Origin of the sequence: Mycobacterium innocens (assembly GCF_900566055.1) — a bacterium.
GTDB classification, from domain to species: Bacteria; Actinomycetota; Actinomycetes; order Mycobacteriales; family Mycobacteriaceae; genus Mycobacterium; species Mycobacterium innocens.
This window is the reverse complement of sequence record NZ_UPHQ01000006.1, coordinates 87,559-103,564: the sequence shown is the minus strand read 5'-3', so window position 1 is coordinate 103,564 and position 16,006 is coordinate 87,559. Positions and strand designations below refer to the sequence as shown.

Sequence of the window (16,006 nt, the reverse complement as noted above, 5' to 3'; positions counted from 1 at the left end):
CTACACCGTCAGTGCGAAGTTGGGGTCGACGCCGTAGAGCGCCAACGCGGCGGACAAGACGACCACGGGAATCGAAACCAGCGAGAAACGCATCGATCGGCCGACGGCTTCGCCGACACCGACGGGGCCGCCGCCGGCGCTGTACCCGTAGTAGCAGTGAGTGACCATCACCACCGCGGTGATGATGATCGCCTCCAGAAACGACCAGAAAACGTCGTCAGGGCGCAGGAACGTCCGGAAGTAGTGCTCGTAGGTGCCGGTCGACTGTCCGTAGAGCACCGTCGTGGTGATCTGCGGGGACAGGAACGCCATGATCATCGCCATCGCATAAAGCGGGATGATCACCGTCAGCCCTGCCAGGATCCGGGTGGTCGCCAGGAAGCAGATCGACTTGATGCCCATCACTTCCAGGGCGTCGATCTCTTCGCTGATCCGCATCGCGCCGAGCTCGGCGGTGGCACCGGCGCCGACCGTTGCCGCGATGGCCACACCGGTGACCACCGGCGCGGCGATGCGGACGTTGATCAGAGCGGCGAAAAAGCCGGTGAAAGCCTCGACGCCGATGTTACCCAGCGACGCGAAGCCCTGGATGGCGACCAGCGAACTGCCGGACAACGTCACGAAACCGACGATCGCGGCGGTGCCGCCGACGACGGCCATCGCACCGGTGCCCATTCCGATCTGAGCGATCAGCCGCAGGGTTTCCTTGCGGTAGCGGCTCAGCGCAAACGGGACGTTCCCGATACTGACCAGCGCGAACCAGGCCAACCGGCCGGTCGTGTCCAGTCCGCGGACCGCGGCCCCGCCATATCGGTTCAGATTGGCGGTGGCCCTGGGGAATCGGGCGCGCAATACCGCAGAAGTCGCCATGTCAGTGCCCCGTCCCGAACCGGACGCCGACCGTCGTCAGCACCACGTTGACCGCGAAAAGCGCAACCACGCAGAGCACGACGGTCTCGTTGACAGCGGTACCCAGACCCTTGGAGCCACCCCGGACGGTCAGCCCGCGGTAGCAGCCGACCAGCCCGGCGATAAGCCCGAACGTCGCCGCCTTGACCATTGCGATGATGACCTCGGGCAGGCCGGTAATGGTGGTGAGCGTGGCCAGGTAAGCCCCGCCCGACACGTTCTGCAGATAAACACCGAACAGATAGCCGCCCACCAGCCCGACGGTGATCACCAAGGCGTTGAGCAACGTGGCGATGAGCGTCGCGGCAATGACCCGGGGAACGACGAGCCGGTGGATGGGGTCAATGCCCAGCACCTCCATCGCGTCGATCTCCTCACGGATGGTGCGGGCACCCAGATCAGCGCAGATGGCGGTCGACCCGGCGCCGGCCACCACCAGCACCGTGACCTGCGGGCCGAGCTGGGTGACGGCCCCGATCGCCGCGCCGGCACCGGAGAGGTCAGCGGCGCCGAACTGGGCCAGCAGCACGTTGAGTGTGAAGATCAGCAGGACGGTGAACGGCACCGAGACCAAGATGGCCGGCAGCAGCGCGACCCTCATGATGAACCAGCACTGTAGGATGAACTCGCGCCATTGGAACGGCCGGCGAAACAACGCCTTTCCGGTCAACACACACATCCGGAAGAATCCGCCGACGAGTGTGAGAGGCGTTTCCAACTGGTCCCGCAGATAGCCCATCAGGTGTGGACGCGTCGAGGTCGTCGTCACTGTCGCCTCCTCACCATGGGACCACTCGGGTTGCGGCGTAACGGCCGATCATGTCGCACGCCTTCCTCCTTGCCCCATCCCTAGGTGTGTGACCGTCGGCTCCCTACCTGCAGGTAGTAACGGAGACCACAGGAATGTACCTGATGGCCGTCGGCGTGTGAACCGCATCCTCACAATTAACCCTTCGTCAACAGCGGGCAACCCGCAAAGGTCTTGTCAGTCGTCCTCTCTCGTCGTTGAATGCATTGGCACAGAACGGTTTTCGAAGCTCTTCCAAGCTCCGTAGCGCAACCTCAATTCGGTTTTGAGCACCTTCCCGGCAGGGTTGCGGGGCAGTGCCTCGACGATCTCGAGCGCCTGCGGGTGCTTGTAGCGCGCGAGCCGCTCGGTCAGGTACTCAGTTAGGTCTTCGATCCGGAGGGGGGCGTCCGTTACAGCCGCGATCGCAACCGGCACCTCGCCCCACTTTTCGTCGGGCCGGCCGATCACCGCGACTTCGGCGATGCCCGGGTGGCCGGCCAGCACGTTTTCCACCTCGGCGCAGTAGATGTTCTCGCCGCCGGAGATGATCATGTCCTTCTTGCGGTCGACCACCCAGACGTAGCCGTCGGAGTCCATCCGAACGAGATCCCCGGAATGAAACCAGCCGCCGCCGAACGCTTCCGCGGTGGCCTCCGGGTTGTTCCAATAGCAGCACATCAATGTCGGTGCGCGGTAGACGATTTCACCCACCTCACCGACGGGGACGTCGTTCATCTGGTCGTCGACCACGCGGGCGGCGACCGTGGGGATCACCTTGCCGACCGAGCCGCACTTGCGGATCGCGTCTTCGCCGAGCAGCATGCAGGTGACCGGCGACATCTCGGTCTGGCCGAACGCGGCCAGAATCTGCGTTCCGGGAAAGACCTCCGACATCTGCCGCAGCAACGCGTCCGGCGCCGGTGCGGCCCCCCATGACATCACCCGCAATTTCAGGTTGCGCGGTCTTGACTGCTGCTCGGCGCACACCGCCTGCCATTGCGCAGGCACCAAAAAGATGCCGGTGACCCGCTCCGCGGCCAGCACGTCGAGCAGTTGACCGGGATCGAACGCGCCCAGTGGGTACAGCACGGTGGGGACACCGAGCAACATCCCGGTCAGCATGTTGCCGATCCCGGCGATGTGGAACAGCGGGACACCGATGAAACCGACGTCGCTGCTGATGTTGGCGCCGCTGGTGTATAGCGCGGTGATCGCCTGCCCGGTGAGATTGGCGTGCGTGAGCACCGCGCCCTTCGGCCGGCCGGTGGTCCCCGAGGTGTACATGATCAGCGCCGGCGAGTCGTTGGGGATGTCGACGGGTGCGGGCGGGTCCCCCGTTTCGTCCACCAGATCGTCGTAACCCAGCACGGTGTCGTCGGAGGCGCCGCCGGCCACCACGATCGTGTCCACCAGCGGCCGGATGGCGCGGACCCCGATGGCCACCGGTGCCAGCACCGCCTCGGCGATCAGCACCCGTGGTGCGCAGTCCGCTACCAGCAAGGCGATCTCTGTGGAGGTGAGCCGGAAATTCAGTGGCACCGCGATGGCCCCGAGCATGTTGGCCGCCAGCACCGACTCGATGAACTCGATGCGGTTGAGCATCAGGATCATCACCCGGTCGCCGAAGCCGACCCCTCGACGGCTCAAGGCACCGGCCAGCGCGGTGACCCGATAGTGCAGGTCAGACCACGTCACGGTGTGACCCAGAAACCGGAGTGCGGTCGCCTCGGGCTGCATCAGGGCATGCCGCTCGAGCTGGTTGACCCAGTTTTGCCGCCGGGCCAGGTAGGGCTGCTCCAGGCCGGCTGCGGCCTGGCTCAGATGACTGGCCAGTTGCGCGGTCAACTGTGCGATCCCTTCACTCCTGCACCGCTTGCGCCACACTGATATTTGATAAAACATGGTGTTATCTGGGTCACATTAACGGGCCCAGTGGCCCTAAAACAAGACCTGCAAAGTCCCGCCAAGCCCCCGAAAGTCCTGGCAGGCCACATGAACGCTCCGCTATCCGCCCGGCCGCGAAGCCGGCGGCCACTGCGCCGGGCGCAGTTATCCGACGAGGTGGCCGGCCATCTGCGGGCGGCGATCATGTCGGGGACCCTGCGTCCGGGCACGTTCATCCGCCTCGACGAGACCGCGGCCGAACTCGGGGTCAGCATCACCCCGGTTCGTGAAGCCTTGCTGAAGCTGCGCGGTGAGGGCATGGTGCAGCTGGAGCCGCACCGTGGTCACGTGGTATTGCCGCTGACCAGGCAGGACATCGACGACATCTTCTGGCTGCAGGCCACCATTGCCAGGGAGCTTGCCGCCGCGGCGACCGCCCGGATCACCGACGTCGAGATCGACGAGCTGACCCGCATCAACGAGGGGCTGGCCGCCGCCGTCGGTTCCGGTGACGCCGAGACCATCGCGACGCTCGAGTTCTCGTTCCATCGCGTCTTCAACCAGGCCAGCCACCGAATCAAGCTGGCCTGGTTCCTATTGAATGCCGCCCGCTACATGCCGGCGCAGGTGTTTGCCGCCGATCCGCGCTGGGGCGCGGCCACCGTGGACAATCACCGACGGATGATCGCGGCGCTGCGTCGCCGGGATGCCGCCGCGGTCACCGAGCACACCGTCTGGCAATTCACCGACGCGGCACGACGACTGACCGAAACGCTGGACAGAAACGGAATCTTCGGCCAAGCCGACCGGCTCGCCCCGTCTTCCTAGCCGGTGGCCAGGTTCTCGGCCCGCTGTTTGAGGTTCTCGGCGAGCTGCTCGAGGACGTTGTTGAGCAGCATCTTCACCATGGGCGCGGGCACCGGCAGGCTGGGCTCGACGTCGATGTCCACAGTCAGCAAGCTGTTGGCGCCGGTCTCTACCACGCTGAACAGCTGTTCCTGCTTGAGAAATAGGTCGCCCTGCTGCATGACCGTTTGAATCTGATTCTCGCCCGGGTAATACACGGCGTGGATATAGATGCCCTCGAAGCCTTGGATCGCGGTGTCGAGCCGCACCTGGCTGGGACGCCCGTCGTCGTAGCGGTGCAGCACCCAGGCGCCCTTGATCCCCTCGTTCCATTCCGGGTACCGCTCGATATCGGCGACGATGCCCATGATCGCTACGGCGTCCGCGCTGACCTCGACGGTCTTGCTCAAAACTGGCATTGGCGAAGCATACCCGGGTAGCCGGCGGGCGCTGACCGTGCCGGTTCGGGCCTGATTTCGGGTGTGGCCCGGCTTATTTCACGCAGTTTCACGCAGGCCTCACGCCGGCTTCACGCAAGCTGTCGACAGCAGTGAGCGGATGGCCTCCGGGATCGGGACGGGTTTGCGGCTGGTCCGGTCGACGTAGACGTGTACCCAGTGCCCCAGCGCGGTGATCGGCTGAGGCCGGACGCTGTCGGTTTGCTGGCCGGCTTTGAACACGCCGAGTCGGTAGGTGACGCTGCTGCGGCCCAGGCGGGTGACCGCCAGGCCCACCATCAGCTGTTCCGGGAAATGCAGTTCGGAGAAGTAACGACAGCCCGACTCGGCGACGATGCCCTGCGAAGGCGTGGTGAGCGGGTCGAGGTTGGTACCCGTGTTGATCCAGGCGTTGATCGCGGTGTCGAAGAGTTGGTAGTAGACGGCGTTGTTGAGGTGGCCGAACATGTCGTTGTCGGCCCAGCGGGTGAGCACCGGCCACAGCACCGGGAAGTCGCCGCTGGTGAGGTTCTGCGGCGCGGGCGTTTCGGGTACCGACGGTACCGACGGCACCGATGGGACTGAAGCCATGGTTGTATTCCAACATGTTTCACATCCGCGGCGCGGTGCTCGAGCGGATCGGGTCGCCTCGCCCGTACGTCGAGTCGCGGCCGATCGGCGTTGCCGACCTCGATCTGGAAGCGCCCGGCAGCGACGAGGTGCTGGTCCGCATCGAGGCCGCCGGCGTATGCCACTCCGACCTGTCGGTGGTCAACGGCAACCGGGTGCGGCCGGTGCCGATGTTGCTCGGCCATGAGGCCGCGGGAATCGTCGAGCAGGTCGGTGACCGGGTTGACGACGTAGCCGTCGGCCAGCGAGTGGTGCTGGTCTTCCTACCGCGGTGTGAACACTGTCCGGCATGCGCGACCGAGGGCATGACGCCGTGCCAGCCGGCCGGCGCCGCCAACGCGGCCGGCACATTACTGGGCGGCGCTATCAGACTCAGCCGGGACGGCCACCCGGTGTACCACCACCTCGGTGTCTCGGGATTTGCCACCCACGCCGTGGTCAACCGGGCCAGTGCCATCCCGGTACCCGACGATGTGCCGCCGCACGTGGCGGCCCTGCTCGGATGCGCGGTGCTGACCGGCGGGGGCGCCGTCATCAACGTGGGTCACCCGCGACCGGGACAGTCGGTCGCCGTCGTCGGACTCGGGGGCGTCGGGATGGCGGCGGTGCTCACCGCCCTCACCTATCCCGACGTCCGCGTCATCGGTGTCGATCAGATACCCGAAAAACTTTCCACTGCAACGACACTCGGCGTCCATGACACCTACACGCCGCAGCGGGCCACCGATTCCGGGGTGAAAGCGGACGTGGTCGTCGAGGCCGTCGGTCACGCCGGCGCGCTTGAGACCGCGATCGCACTGACCGCCCCGGGCGGCCGTACCGTTACCGTCGGGCTGCCGCCCCCGGACGCGCGGATCAGCATCTCGCCGTTGAGTCTTGTCGCCGAAGGCCGGTCGCTGATCGGCAGTTACCTCGGTTCGGCGGTCCCCAGCCGCGACATTCCCCGATTCGTGTCGCTGTGGCGGTCCGGCCGGCTGCCGGTGGAATCGCTGGTGTCGTCGACGATTCGGTTGGACGACATCAACGCGGCGATGGACCATCTCGCCGACGGCACGGCGATCCGCCAGCTCATCACGTTCTGACTCTGTGGGGCTCCCACCGGCAACTAGCCCCACCACCGCGTGTCGCTGAACAACGTCTCGACCGACTCGACTGAGCCGCAGCGGATTCCGGCCGCCTTCAGCGCCTGACGCTTGAACGCCCGGGCAGCCGAGCTGAGCACATGCTGCACCGGGCCGATCGCGCGATTCAGCCCCCAAGGCCACTCGTCACCCCACAGCGCCACCTCGCCCGACCGGTGCTCGAGCGCCTCGAGCACCCGGTCGCGAACGCGATCGTCCGCCGCGAACGCACCGGCGCTGACGGCCAGGCTCTGACCCCGTGGCCCCCATGGGCGGGACTCGGTCAATCCGGTCTCCAGGTCCGCGGCCCGGGCCCCGAGGATCGCCAACGGCCGGGTGCGGTCGCCGCCCGGCAGCAGTACCGTCACCTCCCAACCGGCCGTCACCCGGTCGTACAACCAGCCCCCGGCGGCGTGCACCACGTCGACGGCACTGGTGGCCACCACCTCGAGCCGGTAACGCAGACACTCCGTGTCGGTCCGCGGCCCTCGGTGCGCATCTGTCGCCAGGTAATCGCTGATGCCGAAAGTGGGAGTGATCATCGGTTCATTCCTCGTGCGTGGACCACATGCGGACCGGTGGCTTGCCGCGGCTGTCAGGGGTGTCCGCCGCACCGGATAGCCCACCGGGACCGGCCCGGTTTCGGCGAATCGGGTGACACGGCTCACCCGACAGCGTGACACTTTCGCGCAAATTTGTAAAGCTTCCGGGATCGTCAAGACCTGCGGCGGGCCGCAAGTTCGGCCAGAACTTCCTCGGTGTGCTGGCCCAGTGCGGGAGCCTTCCAGCGGGGCGCCCATGGCGTGCCGTGGAAATCCGCCGGCGTGGCCACCATCGGCACGCTCGATTCCCCGTCCGGCACCGCGACGATGCCGCCCGCGGCGTGGAACTGCTCGTCGGCGACGACGTCCTCGAGCGTGTTGACCGGGGACCAGAAGAAATCCGGTTCGGCGGCGAAGGCTTCCGCCCATTCGGCAAGCGACTTCGTCGCGAAGATCTCGTCCAGCGCGGCGATGAGCGCCACGGCGTTGGCGGCGCGGGCGCGGGTATCGCCATACCGCGGATCGGCCAGCCATTCCGGCCGCCCGACAACGCGACACAACGCCGGCCAGTGCCGATCACCCTGAAGCCCGACGATCCAGAACCGCCTCCCGTCGCCGGTGGTGTAGTTGTTCATGCACGGGTTACCCATCGACTCGCGTTGTCCGACCGCGATCGGCTGGCCGGTGAGCAGATACGTGTTCAGGTCGAAGCTGACCGTGTAGGCGCCCTGGCGGTACAGCGAGGTGGTCACCAGTTGACCGGTTCCGGTGCGCTCACGCGCGAGCAGTGCCGCGCAGACGGCGGCCGCCAGGGTCATGCCCGCCGAGTGATCACCCATGCCGCCGCGCTGGCACGGCGGGGTGCCGCCCGGCGGGGTGAGCAGCTCGGCCATCCCAGCATCCGCCCGAACATCCGGCCCGGATCACCGGTCGGCGGTTCGATCTTGATGACGTCGGCGCCCCAGTCGGCCAGGATGGGCGGCCGTGGCCGGTCCGGCGACCCAGACCCCAAGCTCGACGACTGTGATGCCTGCTACCGGTCCCGCCATGGCTCATTCCTACTCCGGCTCGTCAGCCCGAGCCTCTCCGGGACCGAAGCCCGGCCAAGACCCTTCGAGGCAGCGCGCCCACGGTGCGGTTGGGACATACGAAGTCCGACGAAACGCCAACTCCGCATCGCGCACGCACCACTACCTCACAACCAGAAGCCGGCTGGAACACACGGTCATAGCACACTCACATTTCGGGTAACGGCAATCCATGGCGGATACCGGTCGGGCCGCGACTTACGCTTACCTGACAGCACGACGTCGTCGAGGTTCGCGGTCCGCCAGCAGCGCGCCCGCAACCCTGCGCTTGGCAGACGCGGCGCGCGGCGACGCGGTCACCATGGCCGCGGTGCGGGTACCCCAGTTGGGAGGAGCCTCATGAGTCTGGTGGCCGGACATGGTCCCCTCAGCCGGAACCCGGCCGGACACTTCTGTCCGCCGATACCCGCAAACCTTGTGTACATCGAACCGCATCCGCGCCGGATCCAGGCCTTCCGGAACGGGCGGCTGGTCATCGACACCGAGCGGGCGCTGCTGGTCCACCGGCGCGATCACCCGCTCGGCTACGTTTTCCCGGACGACGAGGTCGGCGACCTACCGACCGAGCCCGAATCCGAAGCGCCCGGTTATGTTCACGTGCCGTGGGACGCCGTCGACACCTGGGTGGAGGAGGGGCGCAAACTCGTCCACTATCCCCCAAATCCGTACCACCGGGTCGACTGCCGCCCCACCACCCGTCACCTCAACGTCTCTCTCGCCGGGACAGCGCTGGTCGACACCCACGACACGGTGATCGTTTTCGAGACGTCGCTGGAACCGCGGCTGTACGTGGAGCCTTCGCAGGTGCGCACCGATCTACTGCGGAAGTCGGACACGTCGAGCTACTGCAACTACAAGGGCGTCGCGACATACTGGTCCGCCATCCTGGACGACGTCTTCGTCGAAGACGCCGCGTGGAGTTATACCGATCCGTTTCCGGAAAGCCTGCCGATCGAGGGATTCCTCGCCTTCGACGACACCCGCATCGATGTCATTGCGGAGCTGCCGGGCCGCGTTCTCGGGGCGACAAGGGTGCTGTGATCCGCGAGGAGGCGTCAGGCGGCATCGATCACCAGAGTCCGGAACCGCTCGATGCTCTCCAGCACATGAGCTAGGCTGTCGCCGGGCAGCCCCACGTGCACCCAGGTAACGCCAAGGGCGGCAAGCTTTTCCAACCCGGACAGGTAGGCGTCGGCGTTGAAGCCGTCGCTCGCCGGGCTGCCCCCGTCGGCGTTGGCGAAAGTGATATCGATTGCCGACCAGTCCCGGCCGGCCGCGTCGCAGTTGCGCCGTAAGTCCTCGATACCGTCGGCAAGCCGGTCCACCGAGTCGATGGCCGCGGTACCCGCGGTCTGGGCCAGCCGCGCAGGGGCGGGGAACGGGCACCAGCCGTCACCGTAGCGGGCAACGCGACGGCGGGCCGCCCGGGTGTTGCCGCCGATCCAGATCCGCGGCGGGCGCAGCGGTCTGGGATGCGCGGTGATGCCGCTCGCGGTGAAATGCCTTCCAGCAAAAGATATGTCATCGCTGGTCCACACCGCGCGGATGACCTGCAGCGCCTCCTCGAACAGCTCGGCACGCTCGTCGTAGTCGACACCCAGTGCCGCGAATTCCCGTTTCAGATATCCCACCCCGACCGCCAGGGTGAACCGGCCGCCGGACAGCAGGTCCAACGTTGCGCCGGACTTGGCCACCAGGAATGGGTTTCGGTACGGCAGCACCACGATGTTGGGAATCAGGCGCAGCGTCGTCGTGCGTGCGGCGGCGAAACCCATGGCGACAAACGGATCCAACGCGTCATGGCCGCCCGCCTGAAGCCAGCGCTGTGACGGGGCCGGGTGGTCGGTGAAGCCGAACCCGTGAAAGCCGGCGCCTTCGGCCGCCGCGGCGATCGCCGCGATACTGGCCCCGGACAACAGCTCCGGATTGTAGGGATGACTGTGCATCGGGTGGGTGACGGCGAAGCGCATACCGCTAGAACCGGGACCGGGCGTCGATCGCCGTGTCGGTGGTGCGCAGCGGCCGGATCATCGCCTCCTGGGCAAAGGACGCAATGAGTCCGCCCTCCTCGGTGTGCACGGTGCCGCGGACGTACGACATCCCGGCGCCGACCTGCGTGCTCTCGTGGGAGTAGAGCAACCAGCCGTCCCAGCGCACCGGTTCGTGGAAGGCCACCGAGATCGTCATCGGCGCGGTGGACACCCTCAGATGCGCCTGGCTGGTACCGATGCCCGGGTGCGCCCGCATGGTGGTCGAAATCCCGAGGTGGCCGGTGAAGTAGGCGACCAACGCCTTGGCCAGGTCGTCACGGGCCGGGATGGGGTGGTAGCGCAACCACGCGTACAACTCGGGTGGTCCGACCTCGTCGGGACTGTTGACGTCCACCACGTCGACGAGTCGCAACTCGCGTCCGATCATCGGCATCTGCGAGACGTTGGCGTCCGCGGGCGCCGCGACGCCGGGCCGCGGCAGGTGATGGCGGATCACGTCGCCGGTGGGGACGTCGGCCAGGACCGTCATGGTGATGCAGCGCCGGCCGTCCTGCCGCGCCGAGACGACGGCGGTGGCGGTGGACCGGCCCTCGTGCACGACGTCGAGGAGCAGCTCGGTCGGCGGACCGACCGCGACGGCGCGGGAAAACACCGCGTGCGCCGAACGCACCGACTTACCGTGGAATCGCTTGGCCACAGCGACGATTGCCTGTGCGAACACCTGGGTGCCCTCCACCACCTGCCGGTCGTCCTTCCCGGCGATGCCGGTGTCGGCGCTGAACCGATCGGTGCCCTGGGCCCGTACCTCGAAGAGCTCGAGCAGCCGATCGACCGACCATTGGGCCTGTTCAGAATCTGTCGTCAACTGCGTTCACCTCTTGCTCGCGACGCCAACTCACGGCCCAGCGTGACACTTTGCGCTCATTTTGTAAAGGTTGCGGGTTAGGGCCCGGCCGCCGGGGCCGGCTCCGGCGGTTGCCGGGCGCGGCGGTGAAACACCGTGACACTTACCCAATGCTTTGTAAAGTTTGAGGCATGAGCCAGGCGTTTGGGGCAACAGCTGCGACCGAGACCGACAATTCGACCCGTCAGCGGATCCTGGCGGCCACCGCGGAGGTACTCGGCCGCAGCGGCAAGACCAAGCTCAGCCTCTCGGAGGTCGCGGCCCAGGCCGGAGTCTCGCGTCCGACCCTCTACCGCTGGTTCGCTTCCAAAGAGGAGTTGCTCTCCACATTTTCGCGCTACGAGCGCCAGAACTTCGAAAGCGGACTGGCCGACGCGACGGCCGGACTCAAAGGCGTCGAAAGGCTGGATGCCGCACTGTGTTTCATCGTCGACTACCAGTACTCCTACTCGGGGGTCCGGATGGTCGATATCGAACCGGAGTTGGTCATCGCGCAGATGTCCGGCGTCATACCCGAGATGCGCGACGGCCTGCAGCGGCTGCTTCCGGGCCCCAATGCCGCGGTGAAGGCAGCGACGGCAATCCGGGTCGCGATCTCGCACTACATCGTTCGCAGCGACGACGCCGATCAGTTCCTGGCTCAGCTGCGCCATGCCGTCGGCATCAAGGGAGCCGACTGAGGGCCAGCCCGGGGCCGCTATTCGAACAACACCGCCGCGTTGAGATAGCCGGTCGGGTCCAGCGCCGCCTTGACAGTTCGCATGACGGCGATATCGCTGGGCTCCCGGGACATTCCCAGGTACCGGCGTTTGCGGCTGCCGACGCCGTGTTCGGAGCTGACGTTGCCGCCGCACTCGGCGATCAGTCCCATCAGCTCCGGATACAGCGCAGGTTCGCGGTCCGGCGGCAACCGCAGCACGTTGAGGTGCAGATTGCCCTCACCGATGTGGCCGAACAGCACCGGCAGCGCGTCGGCGACATGGGCGTGGACCAGACTGACCGCGTCCCGGGCGAATCTGCCGATCGCCGGCAACGGCAGCGAAACGTCGACCTTCAACGGTGGCCCATAGCCGCCCAGCACCTCGGCCAGCGCTTCCCGGGTACGCCACAATCGTTGCCGCGCAGCGCTATCCACGCCGACCGCCGCTTCACCGCAGCGCCGCATCCCGCCGAGCAGCCCGCCGAGCCGATCGGTCTGATCGTGGTCGGCTGCCAGTTCCACCAGCAGCAGCCAGTCTCCCTCGACGGGAGCGGCCAGCCCCAGCTGCTCGCGGGTCAGCGCGGCCGCGCGGCCGTCGATCAATTCCAGTGCCGCGATTCCGTCCGCGTCGCGCAACACCCGTCCGGCGTCGACCAGCGCGTCGAGGTCGGCGAAGCCACAGATCGCCGTCACCCGATGCGACGGAGCCGGATGCAGGCGCAGATCCAGCTGGGTGATGACGCCCAACGTGCCTTCGGCGCCGACGAACAGCGCCGGCAGGTCGTAGCCGGTGTTGTCGCGGCGCACCCGGCTGTGCCGGTGCAGCACCGAGCCGTCGGGCAGCGCCACATCCAGACCCACCACCTGCTCGCTCATGTTGCCGTAGCGCACCGTACGCAGGCCGCCGGCGTTGGTGGCGGCCATCCCGCCGACGGTCGCGGAATCGCGAGCCGACAAGTCGACGCCGAACACCAGCCCCGCCGCCGTCGCGGCGTGCTGCACCGCAGCCAGCGTAGCCCCGGCGCCGGCCTCGACACGGCGTTCGATGACGTCGACATCGCCCACCGCACAAAGTCTTTCGGTGGACAGCAGCACGTCGTCGTGTTGCGGAACAGTGCCGGCCACCAGGGAGGTGCGACCGCCTTGCACGGTGACGTAGGCCCCGGCGTCCCGGCATAACCGCAGCACCTCGGCGACCTGCTCGGCGGAGCCGGGCCGCACCAGCGCACTGGCCCGGCCCCGATAGCGGCCGGTGTGGTCGACGCTGCGCGCGGCGAGCACGTCGGCATCGGTGGTGACGTGGCTCGAACCGACGGCGGCGGTCAGGCCGCCCAGGATGCTCATGGCGCCTACGAAGCCTCGTCAGGCGCCAGCCGACCGATGTTTCCCGTGCCGACGTGGGCGACGCGAATCGCCATGGCTGTCCTCCGTCAAGCTGCGATGCTGTAGCGTTTCCAGACCGTAGTCCATCATCCGGCGGGCTCCGGACATCCCGTGGAGGGGCTGTGGCCGAACGCGAAGACGTCTGCTTCACCTCCGGCGCCGACCGGATCAGCGCGTGGCTCTACCGCCCCACCAGCAGCGGTCCGTCGCCCCTGCTGGTCATGGCGCACGGACTGGGTGCGGTACGCACGATGCGGTTGGACGCCTACGCCGAACGGTTCAGTGCGGCCGGCTACGCCTGCCTGGTGTTCGATTACCGCAACTTCGGTGACAGCGAGGGCGAACCCCGCCAACTGCTGAACATCGGTATGCAGCTTGCGGACTGGACGGCGGCCGTGGCCTACGCGCGCACCATCGAGGGCATCGACCCGAGCCGAATCGGCTTGTGGGGCACTTCCTTTGGCGGCGGTCACGTCATCGCCACGGCCGCCCGGGTGCCGGGTATCGCCGCCGCCGTGGCGCAGTGCCCGTTCACCGACGGCGTCGCCGCCGTCCGCGCGATCAACCCGGTCACGGTCGCGCGCCTCACCGCACTAGCGCTGCGCGACGTCGTCGGCGCCCTGGCCGGACGGCCCCCGGTCCTCGTTCCCACGGTGGGCAAGCCCGGCGAGGTTGCGGTGATGACCACCGCGGACGCCTACGAGGGCTACCTCAAGCTGGTGCCCGAGGGTGTGGAGTTGCGCAACGAGATCGCCGCCCGGATCGCCATGCGGGTCCTCACCTATCGTCCGGGCCGGCTGGCCGCCAAGATCCGCTGCCCCATCCTGTTCTGCGTGTGCCAGACCGACTCGGTGGCGCCCGCCGGCCCGACGCTGCGTTACGCCGCCAAAGCTCCCCGCGGTGAGGTCAAGGTGTATCCCGAGGGGCATTTCGCCATCTACGTCGGCGACGCGTTCGAGCGCGCCGTCGCCGACCAGATCGCGTTCCTGGACAAGCACCTGAAAAGTGGCTAGTCCCGGCCGGGCCGATACGGGCAAACGCCAGACTTCCCGGCAAGACCGCTCTACCCTCGGTAATTACCCAATACCCGCGGTTGCGGCTAGTTGCGGCGGGACAGGGCGGGGCCCGTTAGCGGGAAGGACGGGGAGATGTCGTACGTGTTTACTGCCCCGGAGCTATTGGCGTCTGCCGCGGCCGAGGTCGACGGCATCGCCGCGGCGGTAGCCGCCGCCAACGCGGCGGCTGCCGGACCGACGGCCAATCTGCTGGCAACGGCCGGTGACGAGGTTTCGGCCGCTACGGCCGCGCTGTTCAATGCCTACGCGCAGGAGTACCAGGCGGTCGTCAGGCAGGCTGCCGCATTCCACCACGAGTTCACTCGGGCACTGGCCGCCGCGGCGGGTGCCTACGCCCAGGCCGAGGCCGCCAACGCGGCTTTGCTGAACGGGGCGCTGTCGAATGCGCGCACCGCGGTCACCGCACCGATCCAGTCGCTGTTGACGAGCGCGGGGGTTGGCACCGGCGGACCCAGCGCGCTGACAGCGGTTCCTGCCGCGGCCTCCCAGGTTGCGCTGATCATGGGCGGCACCGCGAACCCCGACCCCGACCCCGACCCCAAATACCTCAATCGAATCAACGTCAAATACATTCAGCACCTCTTCCCGGGGGCCATCCCACAGGCGCTCTTCACCCCCGAGCAGTTCTGGCCGGTCACCCCGCAACTCGGCAACATGACGTTCAACCAGTCCGTCGCCCAGGGTGTGACGGCGCTGAACAATGCCATCAATGCCCAAATTGCACTGGGAAATAAGGTCGTCGCGTTCGGCTATTCGCAGAGCGCCACCATCGTCAACAACGAAATCAACGCGCTCATCGGGGCGGGCTCCCCCCATGCGAGCGACATCTCGTTCGTCATAATTGGCAATCCCAATACGCCCGACGGCGGGCTGCTGTCACGCTTCCCCGGCTTCTACATCCCGTTCCTGGATGTGCCGTTCAATGGCGCGACCCCGCCGAACAGTCCTTATGCGACCACCATTTACACCGCTCAGTACGACGGCATCGCCAACGCCCCGCGATATCCGCTCAACATCTTGTCGGACATCAACGCCTTCATGGGCTACTTCTATGTGCACAACACATATCCGACGCTCTCGGCCAGCGAGATCGCCAACGCGGTGCCCTTGCCGACCTCTCCGGGCTATGCCGGCAACACCCAGTACTACATGCTGCTGACCCAAGATCTACCGCTGGTCCAGCCGATTCGCGACATTCCCTATGCCGGCCCGCCGATCGCCGACCTGTTCCAGCCGCAGTTGCGGGTGCTCGTCGACTTGGGCTACGGCGACTACGGACCCAATTATGCGAACGTTGCGACCCCGGCCGGGTTGTTCTCGATTCCCAACCCGTTCGCCGTCGGCTACTACCTGGCCTTGGGAAGCCTGCAGGCGCCCTACGCCGCCGCGGTGGAAATCGGCGTGGAAGCCGGATTCTGGGGCCCGGAGTGGTTCCCGCAGGCTTATCCGTGGATTCCGTCCATCAATCCGGGGCTGAATTTCTATATCGGCCAGCCCGAGGTGACACTGCTGTCCCTGGCGAGTGGGGGCCTGGGGTCGCTGCTGCAGCTGATTCCGCCGCCCGTCTTCCCATGAGACGACGGCGCATGGCGTGGCCGCCACGACTTCAGGGAGTTCAGGTCCGCCGGAAACGTGGAATCGCCGGACTTCTCGGCGGGACCGCTTTAGTCTCAGTTCATACCTGATACCCGCGGTCGCGGCCCTT

The 16,006-nt window shown here is 67.0% G+C and carries 16 protein-coding genes and 1 pseudogene; 6 read left to right on the top strand and 11 right to left on the bottom strand.

Annotated elements, in window-relative coordinates:
- The 3 genes from EET03_RS00810 to fadD5 form a co-directional block, all read right to left on the bottom strand.
- Nucleotides 1-870 carry an MlaE family ABC transporter permease gene (locus EET03_RS00810; protein WP_075542104.1) on the bottom strand — a complete coding sequence of 290 codons (870 nt, stop codon included), beginning with the start codon at nt 868-870 and terminating at the stop codon, nt 1-3.
- 1 nt (nt 871) lies between these two features.
- A complete protein-coding gene (locus tag EET03_RS00805) occupies nt 872-1,648 on the bottom strand; it encodes an MlaE family ABC transporter permease (protein ID WP_075542103.1) in 777 nt (258 codons plus the stop codon).
- A 246-nt stretch (nt 1,649-1,894) separates the two neighbouring features.
- A complete protein-coding gene (gene fadD5, locus EET03_RS00800; protein ID WP_075542102.1) occupies nt 1,895-3,544 on the bottom strand; it encodes a fatty-acid--CoA ligase FadD5 in 1,650 nt (549 codons plus the stop codon).
- Nucleotides 3,545-3,691: 147 nt separating this feature from the next.
- Here fadD5 and EET03_RS00795 point away from each other — a divergent pair, with 147 nt between their 5' ends.
- Complete coding sequence (locus tag EET03_RS00795; RefSeq protein WP_075542101.1) at nt 3,692-4,411, top strand: GntR family transcriptional regulator; 720 nt, start codon at nt 3,692-3,694, stop codon at nt 4,409-4,411.
- Here EET03_RS00795 and EET03_RS00790 read toward each other — a convergent pair.
- Both EET03_RS00790 and EET03_RS00785 read right to left on the bottom strand, forming a co-directional pair.
- Nucleotides 4,408-4,848, bottom strand: coding sequence for an SRPBCC family protein (locus tag EET03_RS00790; protein ID WP_036399218.1), 441 nt, complete (start codon nt 4,846-4,848; stop codon nt 4,408-4,410). The genes EET03_RS00795 and EET03_RS00790 overlap by 4 nt on opposite strands.
- Before the next feature lie 99 nt (nt 4,849-4,947).
- Nucleotides 4,948-5,457, bottom strand: a complete 510-nt coding sequence (locus EET03_RS00785; protein WP_075542100.1) for an acyl-CoA thioesterase — start codon at nt 5,455-5,457, stop codon at nt 4,948-4,950.
- Nucleotides 5,458-5,471: 14 nt separating this feature from the next.
- On the opposite strand from EET03_RS00785, the gene EET03_RS00780 reads away from it, so the two are divergent.
- Nucleotides 5,472-6,578 carry an alcohol dehydrogenase catalytic domain-containing protein gene (locus EET03_RS00780; protein WP_075542188.1) on the top strand — a complete coding sequence of 369 codons (1,107 nt, stop codon included), beginning with the start codon at nt 5,472-5,474 and terminating at the stop codon, nt 6,576-6,578.
- 23 nt (nt 6,579-6,601) lie between these two features.
- On the opposite strand, the gene EET03_RS00775 is transcribed toward EET03_RS00780, so the two are convergent.
- From EET03_RS00775 to EET03_RS32235, 3 genes and pseudogenes are all read right to left on the bottom strand, one after another.
- Nucleotides 6,602-7,159 (bottom strand): hypothetical protein, encoded by a 558-nt coding sequence (locus EET03_RS00775; protein ID WP_075542099.1) that lies wholly within the window; start codon nt 7,157-7,159, stop codon nt 6,602-6,604.
- A 173-nt stretch (nt 7,160-7,332) separates the two neighbouring features.
- Nucleotides 7,333-8,055, bottom strand: a pseudogene (locus tag EET03_RS00770) (CoA transferase); the annotation flags it as partial.
- Nucleotides 7,974-8,171: a CoA transferase gene (locus EET03_RS32235; RefSeq protein ID WP_279637564.1), complete on the bottom strand. Its 198-nt coding sequence runs from the start codon at nt 8,169-8,171 to the stop codon at nt 7,974-7,976. The gene EET03_RS32235 and the pseudogene EET03_RS00770, both read right to left, overlap by 82 nt.
- Nucleotides 8,172-8,586: 415 nt before the next feature.
- On the opposite strand from EET03_RS32235, the gene EET03_RS00765 reads away from it, so the two are divergent.
- Nucleotides 8,587-9,288 carry a DUF427 domain-containing protein gene (locus EET03_RS00765; protein ID WP_075542098.1) on the top strand — a complete coding sequence of 234 codons (702 nt, stop codon included), beginning with the start codon at nt 8,587-8,589 and terminating at the stop codon, nt 9,286-9,288.
- A 14-nt stretch (nt 9,289-9,302) separates the two neighbouring features.
- On the opposite strand, the gene EET03_RS00760 is transcribed toward EET03_RS00765, so the two are convergent.
- Nucleotides 9,303-10,217 carry an LLM class F420-dependent oxidoreductase gene (locus EET03_RS00760; RefSeq protein WP_075542097.1) on the bottom strand — a complete coding sequence of 305 codons (915 nt, stop codon included), beginning with the start codon at nt 10,215-10,217 and terminating at the stop codon, nt 9,303-9,305.
- A 4-nt stretch (nt 10,218-10,221) separates the two neighbouring features.
- Entirely contained in the window at nt 10,222-11,103 is an 882-nt protein-coding gene (locus EET03_RS00755) for an acyl-CoA thioesterase (protein WP_075542096.1), read from the bottom strand.
- Nucleotides 11,104-11,273: 170 nt separating this feature from the next.
- Between EET03_RS00755 and EET03_RS00750 the strand changes: the two genes are divergently transcribed.
- A complete protein-coding gene (locus EET03_RS00750; RefSeq protein ID WP_075542095.1) occupies nt 11,274-11,822 on the top strand; it encodes a TetR/AcrR family transcriptional regulator in 549 nt (182 codons plus the stop codon).
- Nucleotides 11,823-11,839: 17 nt separating this feature from the next.
- Here the strand turns inward: EET03_RS00750 and EET03_RS00745 are convergent, their stop codons facing one another.
- On the bottom strand, nt 11,840-13,186 hold the full coding sequence (locus tag EET03_RS00745; protein ID WP_425271487.1) for an FAD-binding oxidoreductase: 1,347 nt from the start codon (nt 13,184-13,186) through the stop codon (nt 11,840-11,842).
- 161 nt (nt 13,187-13,347) lie between these two features.
- On the opposite strand from EET03_RS00745, the gene EET03_RS00740 reads away from it, so the two are divergent.
- Together EET03_RS00740 and EET03_RS00735 are read left to right on the top strand one after the other, a co-directional pair.
- Nucleotides 13,348-14,238: an alpha/beta hydrolase gene (locus tag EET03_RS00740; RefSeq protein ID WP_075542094.1), complete on the top strand. Its 891-nt coding sequence runs from the start codon at nt 13,348-13,350 to the stop codon at nt 14,236-14,238.
- 135 nt (nt 14,239-14,373) lie between these two features.
- Nucleotides 14,374-15,876: a PE family protein gene (locus EET03_RS00735; protein WP_122508708.1), complete on the top strand. Its 1,503-nt coding sequence runs from the start codon at nt 14,374-14,376 to the stop codon at nt 15,874-15,876.
- Nucleotides 15,877-16,006 lie beyond the last annotated feature (130 nt).